The sequence below is a fragment of the Novosphingobium sp. genome (genome assembly GCF_027486195.1).
Classification (GTDB): domain Bacteria; phylum Pseudomonadota; class Alphaproteobacteria; order Sphingomonadales; family Sphingomonadaceae; genus Novosphingobium.
Map to the genome: position 1 here is coordinate 1 of NZ_JAIXPP010000062.1, position 19,170 is coordinate 19,170.

At 65.6% G+C, this 19,170-nt stretch carries 19 protein-coding genes, 1 tRNA gene and 1 pseudogene; 9 read left to right on the plus strand and 12 right to left on the minus strand.

Features of this window, described 5'->3' with window-relative positions; all coding sequences use genetic code 11:
- The 5 genes from Q0071_RS12160 to Q0071_RS12180 all read left to right on the plus strand — a co-directional run.
- A partial coding sequence (locus Q0071_RS12160; protein WP_298169463.1) for an SDR family oxidoreductase occupies window positions 1–879 on the plus strand: 879 nt, incomplete at its 5' end.
- Window positions 880–904: 25 nt separating this feature from the next.
- Window positions 905–1,828 carry an alpha/beta hydrolase gene (locus tag Q0071_RS12165; protein WP_298169466.1) on the plus strand — a complete coding sequence of 308 codons (924 nt, stop codon included), beginning with the start codon at window positions 905–907 and terminating at the stop codon, window positions 1,826–1,828.
- Complete coding sequence (rhaI, locus tag Q0071_RS12170) at window positions 1,825–3,114, plus strand: L-rhamnose catabolism isomerase (RefSeq protein ID WP_298169469.1); 1,290 nt, start codon at window positions 1,825–1,827, stop codon at window positions 3,112–3,114. Before Q0071_RS12165 ends, rhaI begins: the two co-directional genes overlap by 4 nt.
- Before the next feature lie 123 nt (window positions 3,115–3,237).
- Window positions 3,238–4,344 carry a DUF47 family protein gene (locus tag Q0071_RS12175; RefSeq protein ID WP_298169472.1) on the plus strand — a complete coding sequence of 369 codons (1,107 nt, stop codon included), beginning with the start codon at window positions 3,238–3,240 and terminating at the stop codon, window positions 4,342–4,344.
- A 13-nt stretch (window positions 4,345–4,357) separates the two neighbouring features.
- Entirely contained in the window at window positions 4,358–5,371 is a 1,014-nt protein-coding gene (locus Q0071_RS12180) for an inorganic phosphate transporter (protein WP_298169475.1), read from the plus strand.
- Window positions 5,372–5,552: 181 nt separating this feature from the next.
- Here Q0071_RS12180 and Q0071_RS12185 read toward each other — a convergent pair.
- From Q0071_RS12185 to Q0071_RS12195, 3 genes are all read right to left on the minus strand, one after another.
- A tRNA-Thr gene (locus Q0071_RS12185) sits at window positions 5,553–5,628 on the minus strand.
- A 19-nt stretch (window positions 5,629–5,647) separates the two neighbouring features.
- The gene (locus Q0071_RS12190; protein WP_298169478.1) at window positions 5,648–6,520 is read right to left on the minus strand and encodes a hypothetical protein; all 873 of its coding nucleotides are present in this window, start codon (window positions 6,518–6,520) and stop codon (window positions 5,648–5,650) included.
- Window positions 6,517–7,839 (minus strand): replication-associated recombination protein A, encoded by a 1,323-nt coding sequence (locus Q0071_RS12195; RefSeq protein ID WP_298169480.1) that lies wholly within the window; start codon window positions 7,837–7,839, stop codon window positions 6,517–6,519. The genes Q0071_RS12190 and Q0071_RS12195 overlap by 4 nt, the downstream gene beginning before the upstream one ends.
- Window positions 7,840–8,173: 334 nt before the next feature.
- Between Q0071_RS12195 and Q0071_RS12200 the strand changes: the two genes are divergently transcribed.
- The 4 genes from Q0071_RS12200 to Q0071_RS12215 all read left to right on the plus strand — a co-directional run bounded on the left by Q0071_RS12200 (window position 8,174) and on the right by Q0071_RS12215 (window position 12,254).
- Window positions 8,174–8,788, plus strand: coding sequence for a PadR family transcriptional regulator (locus Q0071_RS12200; RefSeq protein ID WP_298169483.1), 615 nt, complete (start codon window positions 8,174–8,176; stop codon window positions 8,786–8,788).
- On the plus strand, window positions 8,785–9,105 hold the full coding sequence (locus Q0071_RS12205; RefSeq protein WP_298169485.1) for a DUF2218 domain-containing protein: 321 nt from the start codon (window positions 8,785–8,787) through the stop codon (window positions 9,103–9,105). The genes Q0071_RS12200 and Q0071_RS12205 overlap by 4 nt, the downstream gene beginning before the upstream one ends.
- Before the next feature lie 170 nt (window positions 9,106–9,275).
- Window positions 9,276–9,710, plus strand: a complete 435-nt coding sequence (locus Q0071_RS12210) for a hypothetical protein (RefSeq protein WP_298169488.1) — start codon at window positions 9,276–9,278, stop codon at window positions 9,708–9,710.
- Between the two features lie 129 nt (window positions 9,711–9,839).
- Window positions 9,840–12,254 carry a hypothetical protein gene (locus tag Q0071_RS12215; RefSeq protein WP_298169491.1) on the plus strand — a complete coding sequence of 805 codons (2,415 nt, stop codon included), beginning with the start codon at window positions 9,840–9,842 and terminating at the stop codon, window positions 12,252–12,254.
- Between the two features lie 21 nt (window positions 12,255–12,275).
- Here Q0071_RS12215 and Q0071_RS12220 read toward each other — a convergent pair whose 3' ends face one another.
- The 9 genes and pseudogenes from Q0071_RS12220 to Q0071_RS12260 form a co-directional block, all read right to left on the minus strand.
- Window positions 12,276–13,454: a glycosyltransferase family 1 protein gene (locus Q0071_RS12220; RefSeq protein ID WP_298169494.1), complete on the minus strand. Its 1,179-nt coding sequence runs from the start codon at window positions 13,452–13,454 to the stop codon at window positions 12,276–12,278.
- A 183-nt stretch (window positions 13,455–13,637) separates the two neighbouring features.
- Complete coding sequence (locus tag Q0071_RS12225; RefSeq protein WP_298169496.1) at window positions 13,638–14,000, minus strand: hypothetical protein; 363 nt, start codon at window positions 13,998–14,000, stop codon at window positions 13,638–13,640.
- Between the two features lie 120 nt (window positions 14,001–14,120).
- Entirely contained in the window at window positions 14,121–14,564 is a 444-nt protein-coding gene (locus Q0071_RS12230) for a hypothetical protein (protein WP_298169499.1), read from the minus strand.
- 381 nt (window positions 14,565–14,945) lie between these two features.
- Complete coding sequence (locus Q0071_RS12235; protein ID WP_298169502.1) at window positions 14,946–15,830, minus strand: hypothetical protein; 885 nt, start codon at window positions 15,828–15,830, stop codon at window positions 14,946–14,948.
- Window positions 15,831–15,856: 26 nt separating this feature from the next.
- Window positions 15,857–16,786, minus strand: a complete 930-nt coding sequence (locus Q0071_RS12240; protein WP_298169505.1) for a tetratricopeptide repeat protein — start codon at window positions 16,784–16,786, stop codon at window positions 15,857–15,859.
- Between the two features lie 267 nt (window positions 16,787–17,053).
- The gene (locus Q0071_RS12245; RefSeq protein ID WP_298169508.1) at window positions 17,054–17,254 is read right to left on the minus strand and encodes a hypothetical protein; all 201 of its coding nucleotides are present in this window, start codon (window positions 17,252–17,254) and stop codon (window positions 17,054–17,056) included.
- A complete protein-coding gene (locus Q0071_RS12250; RefSeq protein ID WP_298169511.1) occupies window positions 17,255–17,602 on the minus strand; it encodes a hypothetical protein in 348 nt (115 codons plus the stop codon).
- A gap of 113 nt (window positions 17,603–17,715) precedes the next feature.
- Window positions 17,716–18,237, minus strand: a complete 522-nt coding sequence (locus Q0071_RS12255) for a DUF1993 family protein (RefSeq protein ID WP_298169514.1) — start codon at window positions 18,235–18,237, stop codon at window positions 17,716–17,718.
- 336 nt (window positions 18,238–18,573) lie between these two features.
- Window positions 18,574–19,170 (minus strand): annotated as a pseudogene (locus tag Q0071_RS12260) (translational GTPase TypA); the annotation flags it as partial.

Genomic DNA, 19,170 nt, shown 5'->3' on the forward strand with positions numbered 1-19,170 from the left:
CAGGAAGCCTTCGACATCGAGTACTGGCTGCTCGAGGAAGCCAAGCTCCAGCGCATGCCCGCGCCCAAGGCCATGGTCGGCCGCATCGCGCTCGTCACCGGCGGGGCCGGGGGCATCGGCGCTGCCACCGCAGTCCGCCTCCTCAAGGAAGGCGCCTGCGTCCTCCTCGCAGACCGTGACGGCGATGCCCTCGAAACCACCCGCGCCGGCCTCGCCAAGCAGTTCGGCAAGGACGTGATCCGCGCCGCCACGTGTGACGTCACCGACGAAGCCGCCGTCGCCGCCGCCTTCGCCACCTGCGCGCGCGAATTCGGCGGGCTCGACATGCTCGTCGCCAATGCCGGTATCGCCAGCTCGGCCACCATCGAGGAAACCACGCTAAGCCTCTGGCACCGCAACCATGATGTGCTGGCGCAGGGCTATTTCCTCACCGCCCGCGCCGCATGGCCGCTGCTCAAGCGCATGAAGGATCAGGGCGGCACCTCGGTTGTCTTCATCGGCTCCAAGAACGCCGTAGCCGCCGCCGCCGGGGCTTCCGCCTATGCCTCGGCCAAGGCCGCTGCCAACCACCTCGCGCGCTGCCTTGCCTTGGAAGGCGCGCCCGATGGAATCCGCGTCAATATCGTGAACCCCGACGCCGTGATCCGCGGCAGCCGCATCTGGGACGGCGACTGGCGCAAAGAACGCGCCGCCGCCAACAAGGTCGATGCGGGCGAGGAGCTCGAAGCCCACTACCGCAATCGCTCGTTGCTGAAGCGCGATGTGCTGCCGGAGGATATCGCCGAAGCCGCCACCTGGCTTGCGTCCGATCTCTCGGCCAAGTCCACCGGCAACATGATCAATGTTGACGCAGGCAACGTCCAGGCGTTCACCCGCTGAGAGACTCGGGAGAGGAAAAAAGCATATGAAACCGCACCATGCACTGGCCGCCCTCGCACTGCTCATTGCCGCCCCGGCCAATGCGCAGAGCGGTCCGCCGCCGATGGAGCCTGTTGCCGCACCGGCTGAGCCAGATGCGATCCCGCTCTACGGCGCAAACACCATGGGGTCCGCCTCAAGCGAGACATGGGTGCGCTTCATGAAGCGCGATCTTGCCGTGCGCAACGTTACTCGCCCCACGATCACGCCGTTCCTGCCCGATCCTGCCAAGGCGACCGGCGCTGGCGTGGTGATCGCGCCGGGCGGTGCATTCATGCTGCTCGCTTGGGACCTTGAGGGCACGGCTGTCGCCCGCGCGCTCGCTGATCGCGGCATTGCCGCCTTCGTGCTCAAGTACCGGCTCAATCCCACGCCCAAGGACGAGGGCGAGACCGGGAAGTACATGCAGGCCCAGTTGATGAAGGAAATCGGGCATCCGATGACTGGCGAACTGCTCGGCAAGTCGATGGCCCCGGCGGACGGCAAGGCCGCCATTGCCTGGGTCCGCGCCCATGCCGCGCAATACGGCATTGATCCCGCGCGTGTCGGCATGATGGGTTTTTCCGCCGGGGCGATGACCACGCGCCGTGTCGGTCTTGATGCCGATACGCCGTCACGCCCAGCCTTCCTCGGCTATATCTACGGCCCGCAGGATGCAGAGCCGGTGCCAGCCAATGCCCCGCCGCTGTTCGATGCCATCGCGCTCGATGACAGCCTGTTCCCCAGCAAGGGCTTCCCGATCGCGGAAGCCTACCTCGCGGCAAAGCGCCCGGTCGAAATCCACGGCTACCAGACCGGCGACCACGGTTTCGGCCTCGGTCGCCCCGGCACCACAACCACGCTCCTCATTGATGAATTCACCGCATGGCTCGCCATGCAGGGCTTCCTTGCGCGAAAGGATGCCAAGTGATTCTTCCCATTTCCGCCGATCTCATCGCAGAGCGCAACACTGCCCATCTCGCTGCGCTGGAAGATGACTACGCCGCGCTTGGTCGCAAGCTCGCCCGCGCCGGGATCGATATCGATGCGGTGAAGGCCAAGGTCGCCCAGTTCTCCGTCGCCGTCCCCTCATGGGGCGCAGGGCGCGGCGGCACGCGCTTTGCCAAGTTCCCCATCCCCGGTGAGCCGACGAATATCCACGAGAAGCTTGAGGACTGCGCCGTCATCCAGCAACTCGGCCGCGCCACCCCGCGCGTCAGCCCGCATTTCCCGTGGGACAAGGTGGGTGACTACAAGGCCCTGCGCGAAGAAGCTGCCAGCCTCGGCCTCGGCTTCGATGCGGTCAATTCCAACACCTTTCAGGACCAGCCTGGCCAGCCGCACACCTATGCCAACGGCTCGCTCGCCGCGCAGGATGCCGCCACCCGCGCGCAGGCGGTGGAACACAACATCGAATGCATCGAAATCGGCCGCCAGCTCGGCTCCACGGACCTCACCGTCTGGGTAGGGGATGGCACCAATTTTCCCGGCCAGCAGGACCTTGGCCGCAGCCTCGACCGCTATCTCGAAGCCGCCGCGCAGATCTACGCCGTGCTGCCGGATGACTGGCGCATGCTGCTCGAACACAAGATGTTCGAGCCTGCGTTCTACTCCACCGTCATATCGGACTGGGGCTCCTCGATCCTCGCCGCGCAGGAACTCGGCCCCAAGGCCAAGTGCCTCGTCGATCTGGGGCACCATGCGCCGAACGTGAACATCGAACAGATCGTCGCCCGGCTCCACCGCTTCGGCAAGCTCGGCGGCTTCCATTTCAACGACAGCAAATACGGCGATGACGACCTCGATTCAGGCTCGATCAACCCGCACCAGCTTTTCCTCGTGTTCAACGAACTGGTCGAAGCCGAGCTTAATCCGAGGGACGGCTTCAATCCCAGCTACATGATCGATCAGTCGCACAACGTCACCGATCCGATTGAATCGATGCTGTCGTCCGCCGAAACCATCGCCCAGTGCTACGCCAAGGCCGCACTGGTTGACCGCGCCGCGCTCCACGCCGCGCAAGAATCGAACGATACGATGATGGCCTTCCAGGCGCTGCGCCGCGCCTATAACACCGATGTCGCCCCCATCCTTGCCATGGCGCGCATGGAAGCTGGCGGCGCGATCGATGTGCTCGAAGCCTTCCGCCTCAGCCAGTATCGCAGCCGCAAGGCGCAGGAACGCAAGGCGGTGGGACTTGGAGCGGGGATCGTCTGAAGATTGCACCGGATTTCTGACGATATCTTGTCAAAATCCTGTCACGAAACTGGCATTCGATTGCAACCGATGGTCTAGAGACTGCCGGATTCCGGGAGCCTGACCATCAGACAAATCGCCGCCTTGCCCTATCGCTTCGAAGAAGTGCTGGCCGATACGCAAGTGCGGCTGATGCTGGTCACCTCGCGTGAGACGAAGCGCTGGGTCATTCCCAAGGGCAATCTTTCCGCCTCGATGCTGCCCCATATGGCCGCCGCGCGCGAGGCGGAGGAGGAGGCCGGCGTCACCGGAGCGGCCTGCCCCACGCCGCTCGGCAGCTATCGCTACCGCAAGAAGCGCGGCAATGGCGCCTCGCTATTGGTCGATGTCGATGTGTTCCCGCTCGCCGTCACGCGCGAAATGCCCGCGTGGAAGGAACAGCACCAGCGCGAGCGCCGCTGGTTCACGCTGGCCGAAGCGGCAGACGCGGTGGACGAGCCCGATCTGCGCGACCTCATCCGATCTTTCGCCGCATCCGAATTCAGGGCAGCGACACAGCGCACGAGTGTGCTAGGGGCCGTGGCGCACCACACACGGATCGGATCGATGTTCGCCTGGTTTCAGCGTCTCTTGCCCCAATCGGGCAACTTCTTCGACATGTTCGAGGCCCACGCCACCACAGTCCTCGCCGCTTCCGATGCGATGGCGCGGCTGCTCGAAGAAGGCTCATCCAGCGCCGATCACATCCGCGAGATCGTCGAGCGCGAGAACGATGCTGACGAGATCACCCGCGCCGTGCTGCAGACGGTGCGCAAGACCTTCCTCACCCCGTTCGACCGCGGCGCGATCACCAGCCTGATCGGCGCGATGGACGATACGGTGGACGAGATGCAGGCCGCCGCCAACGCGATCAGCATCTATGATGTGAAGACCTTCGCGCCCGAGATGCGCGATATGGCCGCGATCATCGTCGATGCCGCGCGCGTCATGGCCGAAGCGGTGCCGCTGCTGCGCGATGTCGCGCGCAATGGCACGCGGCTGCACGAACTCACCGAACGGCTTGTGCGCATGGAAGCCCATGCCGACGAGATTCACGCAGCGGGCCTGCGCCGCGCGCTGCGCGATCATGGCGCGACCGATACGCTGCGCTTCGTGGTGGAGCGCGAGGTCTACAAGCACCTCGAACGCATCGTCGATGCCTTCGAGGATGCCGCCAATGAAATCGACGGCATCGTCATCGATCATTCCTGAGGAGGGCTGATCCATGCATGAGCTTGCCTTCCCGTTGCTCGTCGGGCTGATCGCCATCGCGCTGGCGTTCGATTACCTGAACGGCCTGCACGATGCCGCCAATTCCATCGCCACGGTGGTCGCCACCCGGCTGCTGACACCGGTGCAGGCGGTCATCTTCGCCGCCGTGTTCAACGCGGGCGCCTATTTCCTCACGATCAGCTTTCCCAGCCTTCAGGCTGTCGCCGCCACCATCGGCAAGGGCCTGATCGACAAGGATCTCGTCACTCCCGCCGTCGTCTTCGGCGCGCTGATCGGGGCCAGCGTGTGGAACATCCTCACCTGGCTCAAGGGCATTCCTTCCTCGAGCAGCCATGCGCTGGTGGGCGGCCTGATCGGCTCGGGGTTGGCCCATGCCGGCATGACCGGCATTCAGTGGAGCGGCCTCAACAAGACGCTCATCGCCATCGTGCTTTCGCCCACCATCGGCATGATGCTGGCGATGGTGGTCATGCTCATCACCAGCTGGTTGTTTCGCCGCTCCTCCGCGCGCACGGCGGAAACGCGCTTCCGCTATCTGCACCTCGTCTCGTCCGCCGCCTATTCGCTCAGCCACGGCTTGAATGATGCGCAGAAGACGATGGGGATCATCACGGTCCTGCTCTATTCCACCGGTCGCCTCACCGGCCCCTTTGAAGTGCCGCACTGGGTGGCGATCAGCTGCTACCTCGCCATCGGGCTCGGCACGCTGACGGGCGGGTGGAAGATCATCGAAACGATGGGCGGGCGCATCACCAAGCTCTCGCAGCACCAGGGCTTCAGCGCCTCGCTGGCAGGCTCGATCGTGCTGTTCGGCGCCTCCGCGCTCGGCGTGCCGGTCTCGACCACCCACACCGTGACCGGCGCGATCATCGGCGCCGGCACCGCCCGCCGCGCCTCTGCCGTGCGCTGGGGCGTGGCGCAGAGCGTGGTCGTGGCATGGATCATCACAATCCCCGCCTCCGCCGCCGTCGGTGCGCTGTTCTACAGCTTGACGACGCTGTTCTAGGTTTCGGGCAACCCGCACCAACCTCGTCAGTCCCGTCCCCCCCCCTCGTCATTCCTACCCCCCCCCTCGTCATTCCCGCGAAGGCGGGAATCCAGAGCGCCCCACGCGATCACCGCGGATATGCGCTCCGGACCCCAGCCTGCGCGGGGGTGACGAAAAGGGGGGATGGCGCTTTGGAAAATGGTGCCGGCTACAGGATTCGAACCCGTGGCCCCCTGATTACAAATCAGGTGCTCTACCAACTGAGCTAAGCCGGCCTTGGCGCCGTCCATAGCGTCAGGTGGCGCCAAAGGTCCAGCCCTCGGTGCGGGCAATTGCCTCCGAAAGGCCCGCCGGGGCCCACAGCGCCGGATCGTGCGCCACCGTGCGCAGCCAGGCTGCCGTGATGAGCGCGTCGCTGGTGTGGTCGTCCACCGCGCCTTCCCGCCCCGCCGGTGCGCTCTTCAGCCGCGCCAGCGCCGCATCGAGCTCCGCCCCGTCCCTGATCTTGGAGCGGCTGGCGCTGCGCCCCGCCGCCATCGCGGCAATCGTCGTATAGATCTCGCAGATCACCGAGCCCGCTTCCGGCAGCGAATCGATCGGCCAGACGGGCAGCGCCCCCTGCAAACGGTGCAGCACGCGCATGCCCGAAAGGCTCGATTTGCCGACCTGCGCCGCGCCGACCAGATTGAAATTTGAATAGGGCGTGCAGCCCATCCTCTGCTGCGCCAGTTCAGTCACGCGCAGCCGCCCGCGCCCGCCTCCGAAAGCCGCCCCCTCCCGCCCGCCGTGCCGCCGGAAATGGGCCGAGGCCTCCGGATGATCGACAAACGCGCCGACCGACAAATGTGGCTCATCTTCGCACACCGCATCAATCAGCGCCCACAGGGCCTTGGCATCGGCAGGGCTTTGCGCCCATCCCGGAAAGAACGCCCCCGTGTCTGCAAAGGCGAGGGAGATGCCCAGATCCATCCCCACCAAGGTGTTTGCCGGCAGGTCATCCCGCAGCCATGCAAGCACCTCGCCTCGCGACCAGCGATGCCCCGGCCGCACCAGCTTCGGCGCCGCGCCGCCTTCCCCGCAGATCGCCAGCGCAATGCCCCTGTGCCGCTCGCCCGCTGCGCCGGACCAATCGATAGCCGCGAAGTGCCGAAACCGGGTCGGGTTCATTCCCCCCGCCGCTCGCGCCGCTTCTTGTCCCACCAGTCCAGCCGCTTCACGATCTCGCGCTCGAACCCGCGCTCCACCGGTTTGTAGAACTGCTGCGGCCGCATCTCTTCCGGCCAGTAGTCCGCACCGGAAAACCCGTCCTCGGCCTCGTGATCATAAGCATAGCCTTCGCCATAGCCGATGTCCTTCATCAGCTTGGTCGGCGCATTCAGGATATGCGCGGGCGGGCTGAGCGAACCTGTCTCCCGCGCGCTCTTGAAGGCCGCCTTCTGCGCCGCATAGGCCGCGTTCGATTTGGGCGCGGTCGCAAGGTAGAGGCACGCCTGCACGATCGCCAGCTCCCCCTCCGGCGAGCCCAGAAACTGGTACGCATCCTTCGCCGCAAGGCACTGCACCAGCGCTTGCGGGTCCGCCAGCCCGATATCCTCGCTGGCAAAGCGCACCAGCCGCCGCAGCACGTAGAGCGGCTCCTCGCCCGCCGTCAGCATCCGCGCCATGTAGTAGAGCGCGGCTTGCGGGTCTGATCCGCGCAGCGCCTTGTGGAGCGCGGAAATCAGGTTGTAGTGCCCGTCGCGGTCCTTGTCGTAGACCGCAACGCGCCGCATCAGGAACTTCGCCAGTTCCTCCGGCCCCAATGGCGCTGGCAGGGAGACATCGAACAGCGTTTCGGCCTGCCCCAGCAGGAACCGCCCGTCGCCATCGGCCGAAGCGATCAGCGCCTCGCGCGCAGGTGGGGTGAGGGGGAGGCGCAGACCTGTCAGTTCCTCCGCTCGGCTTAGCAGCGATCCCAGCGCCTCGGCATCCAGCCGGTGCAGGATCAGCACTTGCGCCCGGCTCAGCAGAGCCGCGTTCAGCGCAAAGCTCGGGTTTTCGGTCGTCGCGCCCACCAGCGTGACGGTGCCCTTCTCGACAAAGGGCAGAAACCCGTCCTGCTGCGCGCGGTTGAAGCGGTGAATCTCGTCCACGAACAGCAGCGTCTTGCGCCCGATTTGCGCCATGGCTTCGGCCTCGGCAAAGGCCTTCTTGAGGTCCGCCACGCCAGAAAACACCGCGCTGATCGCCACGTAGCGGAGGCCCACCGCATCGGCGAGCAGCCGCGCGATGGTCGTCTTGCCCGTGCCCGGCGGCCCCCACAGCACGATCGAGGAAAGCTTGCCCGCTGCCACCATCCGGCCAATCGCACCATCCGGCCCGGTCAGATGATCCTGCCCGACGACTTCGCCAAGGTTCGCCGGACGCAACCGCTCGGCCAACGGCGCATCGTGGCCCGCAGTATCACGCGGTGTTTCGGCAGGGGAGGGGGCGAACAGGTCGGACATCCGACTCCGGCGATACCAACACAGACCATCACCGTCACCCCGGACGTTGCGCGGCGCGCCCAGCGCAGGAAGAATAGCCGAACCCCGGGTCAAGCCCGGGGTGACGGATTATGTATCTGAAACATAGCTCATTTCTTCCTTCGTCACCCCGGACTTGATCCGGGGTTTGGCTTCCTTCCGCCGCCCGACCAGCAAAAACTCTCGCTCACCCCCTTGCCAAGAGCGTTTAAAGATATATCTTAGAGCCATCATGAAGCATCAAGGATATGCAATGCGATTTCACAGACACGGCCATGACCATGGCCACAAACACGGCCTCGGGCATCACTTCGCCATGAAGATGATGGCGCGCGGCTTCGGCGGAGGCGGCTTCGGGGGATGGGGCCATCGCGGCGGCGGATTCGGCGGCGAAGACTGGGACGACGAAGGCCCAGGCTTTCGCGGCCGCGGTCGCCACGGCGGGGGAAGGGGCCGCATGTTCGGCCCCGGCGAATTGCGCCTCCTCCTGCTCCTCCTGCTCGATGAGCAGGACCGCCACGGCTACGAACTGATCAAGGCCATCGAGGAACTCGCCGCCGGCGCCTATGCGCCCAGCCCCGGCGTGGTCTATCCCACGCTCGCGCTGTTGGTCGATGAAGGCATGATCACCGAAGTTCCGGGGGAGGGCGCCCGCAAGGCCTTCACCATGACCGAGGCCGGCCGCGCCGAACTCGCGCCCCGGATGGAAGAAGCCAAGGCCGTCGTCCAGCGCCTTGGCGATTTCGGCAAGGCCCGCGCCGAGGCGGAAGGCCGCAGCGGCAGCCCGCCCTTGCGGCGCGCCGTCGCCAACGTCATGCTGGCGCTGCGCCACAAGGCGGGCGGCGGGCTGGATGAGGCCACCGCACACCAGATCGCCGATATTCTCGACGAAGCGGCGCGCAAAATCGAACGTCTGGGAGCCACGCAATGAGCAGCGCACAGGCCATGGTCGCCACCACTCACGCCAGCAAGTACCTCCAGCAGGTCTGCAAGCACTGGGAACACAACCTCGCCGTCACCTTCGATGCGCAGCAGGGCACCGTCACTTTCCCCCGCGATGCGCGCGGCGCAGCGTGGACGGGAGATGCGGTGGTCACCTTCACCGCGCACCCCGAATCGCTCGAATGCCACATCGCCGCCAGCGAGCCCGGCCAGCGCGATGGCCTCAAAGGTGCGGTCGAACGCCACATCGACCGCTTCGCTTTCCGCGAAACGCTTGGCTGGGAATGGTCCGATCTGGACGGCTGATTGCCAGCGGCAAGGGCAAGGCGTAGGCTAACCAAAACCACGGGGTCAGACCCCAACCCGCTCATGCTGAGCTTGTCGAAGCATCTGGCACGACCGTCGCGCCAGCACCCTTCGACAAGCTCAGGGTGAGCGGAGTGGGGTGGCCTGAATGGGACAGGAAGCACAAAGCAATGCCCCTGAACGCAAGACCGAAAACCCCCGCATCCTTCTGGATCATCGCGGTGCTCAGCCTGCTGTGGAACCTGTTCGGCTGCTACGATTACCTGATGTCGAAGCTCTCGCCCGAAAGCTACTTCGCCAGCATGGGCATGAATGCCGAAAGCGCCGCCTATATGGCCAAGCTTCCCGCATGGCTCACTGCGTTCTGGGCGCTCGGCGTCTGGGGCTCGCTGCTGGGCTCGCTGCTGCTCATTGCCCGCTCGCGCCAGGCCGCCCCGGCCTTCGCGCTTTCGCTCCTTGGCCTTGCTGTCAGCCAGCTTACGCAGGCGTTCTGGCTCCACCCGCCGCAGGAAGCACCAGTGGGACTCGTGCTCACGATCTGGAGCGCGCTCGTCTTCTTCCTGATCTACGCGCGCAGCATGGCGGCCAAAGGCGTGCTCGCCTGATCGTCGCGCCGCGTATCCGGCTCCCCTTGCCGCAAATGACGATTGCATCCGGATCGGATATTCGCGTTGCGCGCGCAATCATGACACTCTCCTAGGTAATAAGCCCTATTGGGCAGGGGAGAGTTGACGATGGTAGGGACCACCAGTTTCAACGTCTTCGTCGATCGCGCGTCCGGCGCCTTCGATGTGAGCGTCGATTACTATATCCCCGGCTATAACGATCCGGAGACCTTCGAGCAGTTCTACGAAACCACGTGGAATTTCTCCTACTCCGGCTCGGACGGCTACTATGGCTATGGTGGCTACGGATGGGACAGCGGCTTCGGCTCCATCAGTCTTGGCTTTGCGGGCGATACGATCGCCGACGGCAACCTCGATTTCTACGCCGTCAACGGTTTCAGCGGCGAGGAAGCGTTCGGCCGCTTCCGCATCCTCAACGCCGCGCTCGCGCAGAACAGCGTCACCCTCACGGCGGCCGCCACCGATGGCGATGCCATCCTGCTCGGCGGCGCGGGCAATGATGCGCTGACCGGCGCAGGCGGCAACGATCTGCTCGACGCAGGCGGCGGGGCCGATACGCTCGTCGCCGGCGCAGGCAACGACAAGCTCGACGGCGGCAGCGGCGCCGATCGGATGACCGGCGGCACGGGCGACGATACCTACTACATCGACGATACCGGCGACAGGATCGTCGAAGACATCGGCGGCGGCCATGATCTCGTCTTCTCGACCATCAGCACCATTCTTGCCCCCAATATCGAGGACCTCATCCTCTGGGGCAACGGCCCGCTGAACGGGACGGGCAACGGCGAGGCCAACGCCCTCTACGGCAACAACGAGGCCAATACGCTCTCCGGCCTCGGCGGTGACGATGTGCTCTATGGCTATGACGGGAATGACAAGCTCGAGGGCGGCCAGGGCAGCGACCGGCTCGACGGGGGGAGCGGCGACGACCTCATGACCGGCGGTACGGGCGATGATGCCTATGTCATCGACAGCGCCGGCGACCGTATTGTCGAGGCAGCGGGCGGCGGCGTGGACGAGGCCCGCATCGATGGCCGTTCCACCTACGCGCTTGGCGCCGAAGTCGAAAACCTTACCAATCTGGTCGCGCTGCCGGTCTTCAGGGGCATCGGCAACGGACTCGGCAATGTGATTTCCGGGGCGGCCGGGATGGACCAGCTCTTCGGCCTTGGCGGTGCGGACCGGCTGGTCGGCGGCGATGGCAACGATACGCTCGAGGGCGGCTTGGGCGCAGACCAGTTGGTCGGCGGCAACGGCACCGATTCCGCCAGCTATGCCTCGGCAGGCGGCGCTGTCACAGTCAACCTCGGCGGCCTCCCCGGCACGGGCGAGGCGGCGGGCGATACGTTCTCCAGCATCGAGAACATCATCGGCAGCCGCTTTGCCGATAGCCTCACCGGCAATGCCGCCAGCAACTACATCTTCGGCGGGGCGGGAGATGACAGCATCGCAGGCGGCGGCGGTGCCGATTGGTTCGTCGGTGGCCTTGGCGGCGATACGCTGGTCGGCGATGGCGACGACGGTGCGAGCTATGCCGGTTCCACCAGCGGTGTTACCGTCAATCTCGCCGCGCAGACCGCCAGCGGCGGCGATGCGACCGGTGACGTGCTGACCGGCATCCGCAACATCATCGGCAGCGATCAGAACGATACGCTGACCGGCAATACCGATGGCAACATTCTCGTCGGCGGTGGCGGCCTGGATCGGATCGACGGCGGGAACGGCAATGACGTGATCCGCGGCGGCGCAGGGGCCGATACGCTGATCGGCGGCGCGGGGATCGACAGGCTCGATTACACTGGCTCCGCCGCTGCCGTCACGGTCGATCTCGGTGCTGGCACGGCCAGCGGCGGCGATGCCACGGGCGATACCTTCTCGGGCTTCGAGGGTGTCGAGGGGTCCGCTCTGGGCGATACGCTCAAGGCCGGCGCGACCGGCAGCACGCTGATGGGCGGTGCCGGTGCCGATACGCTGACCGGCGGTGCGGGCCGCGACACCGTCATCGGCGGCGCGGGAGCCGATACGATGAGCGGCGGCGGCGACATCGATACCTTGAGCTACGAGACCTCGACCACATGGGTCTCGGTCGATCTCAATTCCGGCCAGGGCTTTGGTGACGATGGGCAAGGCGACAGCTTCACCGGCTTCGAGAACCTGCGCGGCGGCCGCGCGAGCGATGCGCTCTATGGCAATGCCGGGGTCAACACGATCACGGGCGGCGAGGGCGGCGACTATATCGACGGGCGCGGCGGCAACGATGTGATCCTTGGCGGCACCGGCGATGATGCCTTCGTGCTCGGGCCGGACAGCGGCTGGGACCGCATTCGCGATTTCACCGCAGGCGGCACCGAGGACCGGCTGCTCATTGTGTGGGACAGCCGCTACGATACCTTCGCCGAAGTCATGGCCGCTTCCAGGCAGCAGGGCAGCGACACCATCATCTCGCTCGCACCCGGCATCGGCGTCGTGCTCGAAGGTGTGCTCAAGGCAAACCTCACTGCGGCCGATTTCGTGTTCTGACCGGGTGGCCTAGCCGAAGGCTCAGCGCTGTTTCAGCGCGTCCTTCTGCCGGATCAGCCTGAGGTACGTGTCCGCCACGGCCTGGTTGATCGCATCCCAGCTGAAATCGTGGCTGCGCCTCTCGCCTGCCGCGCCATGCGCTGCGCGCAGCGCGCCATCCTCGACATAGGCGCGCAAGGCCTCGGCAAACTGATGCAGCGCGCCCGGCGCGATGAGGCGGCCCGAAACGCGATCGGAAACGAGGCTCTGGCTCCCGGTCGCCGCCGCGGCCACCACCGGCACGCCGCAGGCCATCGCCTCCAGCGTCACGTTGCCGAACGTCTCGGTCACCGATGGGTTGAACAGCACGTCCATCGCCGCCACCGCGCGGCCCAGATCCTTGCCGCCCTGAAACCCGGTGAAGACAGCGCCCGGCAGCCGCGCCTCGAACCATGCACGCGCCGGGCCTTCGCCCACCACCATCACCCGGTGGCGCGTGCCATCCTTCGCGCTGCGGCGGGCGAGCTCGTCGATCGTGTCCGAAAACACGTCGAGCCCCTTTTCCATCACCAGCCGGCCGAGGAAGCCGATCACCACTTCGTCGTCGGCAATGCCCAGGCTGCGCCGCCATTCCGGATCGCGCCGTCCGGGATTGAAGATCGTCCGATCCACCCCGCGTGACCACAGCGAGATGTCATAGTTCATCCGCTCCTCGCGCAGCACTTGCGCCATCGATTCCGAAGGCGCGACCAGCGCATCGCAGCGGCGATAGAACCGGCGTAGCAGCGCAGTCAGGATCGGCTCCAGCCAGGCCATGTTGTAATAGCGCGGGTAGGTATCGAAGCGGGTGTGCACGCTCGCCAGCACCGGCAATCCGCGCCCTCGCGCCCAGCTAACGGCGCGGTGTGCGGCAGGGTCTGGCGATGAGACGTGGACGACATTGGGTTGAAACGCCTTGAGATCGGCGCGCGCCTTGCGGCCCAGCGAAAACGGGATGCGGTATTCCGCGCGCCCCGGCACCGGGAACGAAGGCAGCCCCACCAGCTTGCCCATCGAAGCAAACGCGGGCTTGCGCACCTTGGGCGCGTAGACGTGGACTTGCGCCCCCTGCCGCTGGAGATAGCCCACCAGCCGGTTCAGCGCCTGGTTCGCCCCGTCGCGCACATAGTTGTAATTGCCGCTCAGCAGCGCCACGCGCAGCCCCTTCAGCGGGGCGTCCACGGGTGATGCGTCCTGCGCTGGTTCTACAATGGCGGTCTCGGCGGTGCGGTCCATCCGCGCGCCCATAGTGTCTTTTGCCCACATAAGAAAGGCGCACCGGTCACCTGCGGGCGCATGCGCCGCGCAAGTGACCGGTGCGAGCAGGGTTGTCGTGAAAGCGTAGGGGTGCGACCAGACCCGAGTTTACCAGCCGCGCCAGCCTCCGCGATGCTCCCAGCGTTCGTGTTCGCGCCAGCGCCGCCACTGTTCGTAGCGCGGATCATAGCCCCGCCAGCCCGGATAGGCGCGGTAGGCCGGATAGGCACGATAGACCGGATAGGCGGGGTAATACCCGCCATAATACCGCGGCCGATTGTCGTAGCGGACATAGACGTCCGAATTGTTGTTCGAGGCGATCGCCGCGCCCACGGCAAGGCCGAGAACGCCCGCGCCGATCGCCACGGCGGTATCATCGCCGCGCCGGCCGTGTGCCTCTGCCGGCACTGCCATCACCATGCTGCCGGCGGCAAGCGCGGCAGCGACAAGTCCTGGTTTCCAAAGCTTCATGGCTCTTCTCCTGCGCGGGGCCGGTCCCGGGCCTGCGCTCATGCGTGGAAGGGAGCACTCCCGCCCTGAACCGTTTCTGAAGCGGCGCGCCCGATGCGGCGCGCCGCCCCGAAGACGGGATCAGTTGCCCCGGTATTCGTCCTGATCGGTGTCCGGATCGCGATAGCCGCGCCGATCGTAGTACCCGTCGTTGCCCTGCGGATAGCCATCGCGGCTATAGCCCGGCTGCCCGCCCTGATAGCGCTGGTCATAGGGATCGCCGTTGTAGGCGCCCTGCCAGCTCGGCTGGCCCCGATACTGGTTCTGGTACTGAACCTGGCCGCGATAGCGGTTGTCGTAGCGGCGGTCGTAGTGATCGCGGTTGCGATTGCTGTTTGCCGCCGAAACGATGATCGCGCCCAGCGCCAGCCCGATGATCCCGCCCGCAATCGCCGCCCCGGTGCCGTCGCCGCCGCGGTGGTGGCGATAGCCGCCATAAGGATCGGCCATGGCCGGCGTGGCACTGGCGAGCGCCGTGGCGGCAAGGGCGATGGCAAGCGTCCCCTTCTTTGCAAACCTCAACATGGTCCGTCTCCTGAGGCGAAGGAAAGGCTGACTGGAACATCCCGCCGCGATTCGTCGCCGTCGAAGATCTGTCTAGGCCTCGCTGCCTGAACGGAGGTGGGATAGCGCTTGCAGGATTTGTTCAGATTAAAGGCCTATTTGCTGAACGTCTTTGTCAACCGCCACCCGGTCTGCTTCGCTCGGACGCTAAAAAACTCTTGGAAACAGATGGGTAAAGACATTCCTCAGGTCCAGCATACCCGGCAAGCAAAAAACACCGGATTTTCGCAGGGCCATGGCGGACCGTTGCCACCTGAAAGAAACCGAGCGAAGCCGTCATGACGATTCGCGATATTCATAACGCGCTGGCAGCGCTCTGCGCGAACGAGGCCTGGGGCTGCCTTATTCCGGGCGGTTCCGGCTGACCCACAGTCCGGCGCGCGCGTCGTCATAGAGCGAGCGCACTTCGGACCGTGCCAGCATCGGCATCAGATTGCGCTCGAACCCGGTGAGCCACCGCCGCAGCTCGGCCTGCGCCGGCGCGCGCGACCCTGCGGCCGGTTGCAAGGCGCGCGATGCGGCCAGCAGCCGGTCCCGCTCCCGTGCAAGGCCCTGTCCGGCATAGCGCTCGTTGATCAGTCCCAGCTGGTGGCGTGCCCCGGCCACGGCAATCGCCGCCGTTTCCGGATCGCCCGCAGCAGCAAGGCGCTCCGCTGCCATGACCGAGAGACGCACGAGTGCAATTTGATCGGCAAGACGGCGCGGCTTTTCCTGCTCCGCACCGCAATCGCCGATCGCGCGGACATAGGCCGCGAGCGCAGAAAGCGCCGCAGGCGAAGGCTCGCGCCCGGAAAACTCCTCGACGATAAGTCCTCGCAGGAACCGCTCGAGCGCGCCGGAAGCAGGATCGCGCGAGACTTTCACCGGATAGGCCAGATCGGGGATCGGTTTGGGATCGAACCGTCCGTTGGCCCGCGCCGGGCTGAAGAAGCTGGAGCTGACATCCGCCGTCCCGGGCCCTGCCGAAACACCGTCCAGCTGAAAGTGCGGATTGCGCCGCCCGTTGCTGTGGCAGCTCGCGCAGCTCATGTCCGCGCGCGCGGCCTGCCCACCCAGCAGCATCGGGGCGTTAAACAGCGCCTCGCCGATCATGACCTGCGCATCGCCCGCTGCCGCCCGCGAACACATCGCCGGCTGTCGGGTCAGCGCCGCCGCCTCATGCCCGGGCGCAATCCAGATCAGTGCGCTCAGCGCAGGCGCGCCTGCGCCCCACGCGCTCGTTGCCACGATCAGCGCCAGCGCGGCGCTGGCCGTCAGGAGGCGTATTTGCCTGACTCCCGCAGCCAGCGGCGCAGTTCGTCGGCCTGCTGGCACCCGAAACCGCACAGGCCATCCAGCCGCGCGAGGTGTTGCCGCGCTCCGGCCACATCCCCCAGTTCCAGCTTGAGCTCGCCGTAGTATTCCAGCGCGCCGCGATGGTTCGGCGCCACCGCCAGCGCCATCTCGTACCACTCGCGCGCCGTTTCATAGCGGTGGAGCTTGCGGTTCGCGAAGCCGAGGTAGGTCAGGATGTCGGGATGGGGGCCGGCCGCCCACAGCGAACTTTCCAACTCGGCAATGGCCTCGCCATAGCGGTGCTCGTTGATCTTGCTCACCGCCGAAACATAGACAGCGTCGATCGAAGCGAGCGGCGCGATGGCGCGCTGCGGCGCAAAGGCCTGCGGAGATCCTGCCATCGCGGCATCCACAGCCGCAATTGCCGCATCGAGGCTGGCCGCCTCCGGGCACGTCGCGGCGCACTGCGTCTTGCGCGCGGTGAGCATGTCGCGCTGCTCGCCCGCCTTGGCGGTATCGCCCAGCTTCGCCAGCACGACGCCAAGATCGCGGTGCGCATCGATCATCGTGGCATCATGGCGCACCGCCTGTTCCAGCGGCCGCTTCGCCTTCTTGAATTCACCCATCTGCAGATAGCTCGAACCAAGCAGATACTGCGCGGGCGCATGCGTCGCCACCACATCGGTCACATGCCGGAAAGCCGTCACCGCATCTTTGAAGTTCTGCGCCTGATAGGCCGCAATGCCCTTCTGGTATTCCGCTGCCGGATCATATTGCGGCGCAGACTGGCTCGGCGCCGACATGCCGCCGCCCCCGCCGCCACCGCCCGCCGCGATGGCCGGCCCCACCGGCAAAAGGATGAGAAGGGTTCCAAGGGTAACCGCACAAAGGCCCACGCGACCTGACATAGCCCTGCTCCCGATCCTGGCGCCGCCCGGCAAACGCAGCGCTTCCGCATAAGACATACCATGACAGGCAACGGTTCGACGCAGGGATTTATTCTGTGTGGGGCGAGAATTTTTTAGATTGTGTACTGGCAGGATCGCCGGGCATGCGCAGAATGAGCCTCGTGCCACTCCGTCACCCTGGGGTTCAGCTGGCGGCTCGCACAATGCTCTGAAAGAAAACGCAATTCGCCACGTCAGCTGATGTGGAACCGGAAGCTGCCGCTCCGCTCACTTGCGCCGATGCGTATTCGCCAGCGCAATCCGCTCGGCCTCCAAAATGCTGGCGTCGTGCTGAAGGCGCAGTTCCTTGATGAGCAGGACCCAGCGTTCATAGCTGTCGCGTGTCTCGCGCCGCAGAGCCCGATTGAGCGCGATCTGTTCGTCTTTCGGCGGAAACCGCATGTTCGGCACCATCACGCGGGTCACCATTCAGCGATACTCTTGCACCACTGCAATCTCGCCAACGATAGCGCGATTGAACGCCTCCAGCTCTTCGGCCGGAATCCAGTATTCCCGATGCGCCCGTCCTCCGGCGTCCTGCACCGCGTACTGCGAGAGGTAGTCACGCCGTACCTCAAACCGCGTGACAAAACCCGCCCTGCTGGCGCGAACATTCCAGTCCCGCGCTATCTTGATTGCGTATTCTTCCGTCGTCACCGGGTAAAAAATTGGCTGCTCGGGCAAGCGCGGTGGAAAGGCCTTCATACCAGCTTGCCGGATGAGCTCGAGTTCAGCCGGTCCGACCGGACGCCACAGTGTGATGGTTTCCTCAGGCATGTGACAAGCATGTCAGGGCGCGGCGTTTATTTCTACCCACTACCGCCTCCCCGAACAGAAAGGGCGGCCCGCACAGGCCGCCCTTCCATTTGATCCCGAGCCCGAGCCCGCGTTCATCGCTTGATGCGCGGCATGCCCATGAAATCGCCCTTGCCAACCTTCACGCCCTGCGCGCGCAGGATCGCATAGGCGGTCGTGGCGTGGAAATAGAAGTTGGGCTGCGAGAACGAGAGCAGGAAGTTCGCGCCAGTGAAGGGCAGCTTCATCTCGCCAAACGCAAATAGCGTGTCGCTCTCGCCCAGCGCTTCGAACTCCGCCGGATCCAGCGCGGCAAGCTCGGCGATGGCGCCCTGGATGGCCGCGTGGAGGCCCGCGAAGTCGGTTGGCCATGGCGTCAGATCGGGCGCAAAATGGCCAGCCCTGACCCCCGCGACGGCCCCTACCGAATGCGCTGCGCAGCTCTTCACCTGATAGCCCAGCGGCAGCATGTCGGGCGCCAGCCGCGCATCGATCAGATCGCTTTCGCCGCGCCCATGCTCGGCGCAAAAAGCCTCGGCCTTGTCGAGCAGTGCATCGACCGCGCGCAGGATTTGCAGGTTGGAAGGCACAACGGCATCGTAAAGCGAAATCGGCATAAGTCCTGCTCCGGTTGTTTCGGCGCAGGCTATGTCATTGCCGGGCGGTCAGGTCCATGGGCGAAGGCGGACAGGCATGACGGTCCTTTCCGCTCCTGCCGCACAACACCACAGCCAGAATCTGACGAATGTGCATGGATCATTGTCCCGTCACCCCGTGCTTGACACGGGGTTTGGCTATCGGGCGGGCGCGGCGCCCGAACAGAAAGCCAAGGCCCGTGTCAAGCACGGGCCGACGAATCCATGTTATGTCATCCTGCCCCAGCGGTGCGGGAAAAACCAAAAAGGGCGGCCCGCAAAGGCCGCCCCTCGTGTCTCATCCGAAGCTCGCAGCGCTTACGCCGCTTCCTTCTTCCGTCCGGCCTTCTTGCGCTCGTGCGGATCGAGCAGCGCCTTGCGCAGCCGGATCGACTTCGGCGTCACTTCGACCATTTCGTCGTCGTCGATATAGGCGATGGCCTGTTCCAGCGTCATGATCTTCGGCGGGGTCAGGCGGATCGCATCGTCCTTGCCGGTCGAACGGAAGTTCGTCAGCTGCTTCGACTTCATCGGATTGACTTCGAGATCGTCGGGCTTGGCGTTCTCGCCGATGATCATGCCCTCATAGAGCGGCGTGCCCACGCCCACGAACAGGATGCCGCGCTCTTCCAACGGCCCGAGTGCATAGGCCACCGCCTCGCCCGCGCCGTTGGAGATCAGCACGCCGTTCTTGCGGCCTTCGATCCGGCCCTTGTACGGGCCATACTTCTCGAACAGGCGGTTCATGATGCCGGTGCCGCGCGTGTCCGAAAGGAACTCGCCGTGATAGCCGATCAGGCCGCGCGAGGGCGCCGAGAAGGTGATGCGCGTCTTGCCGCCGCCCGAGGGGCGCATGTCGGTCATCTCGCCCTTGCGGGTCGCCATCTTTTCCACGACCGTGCCGGCGAACTCGTC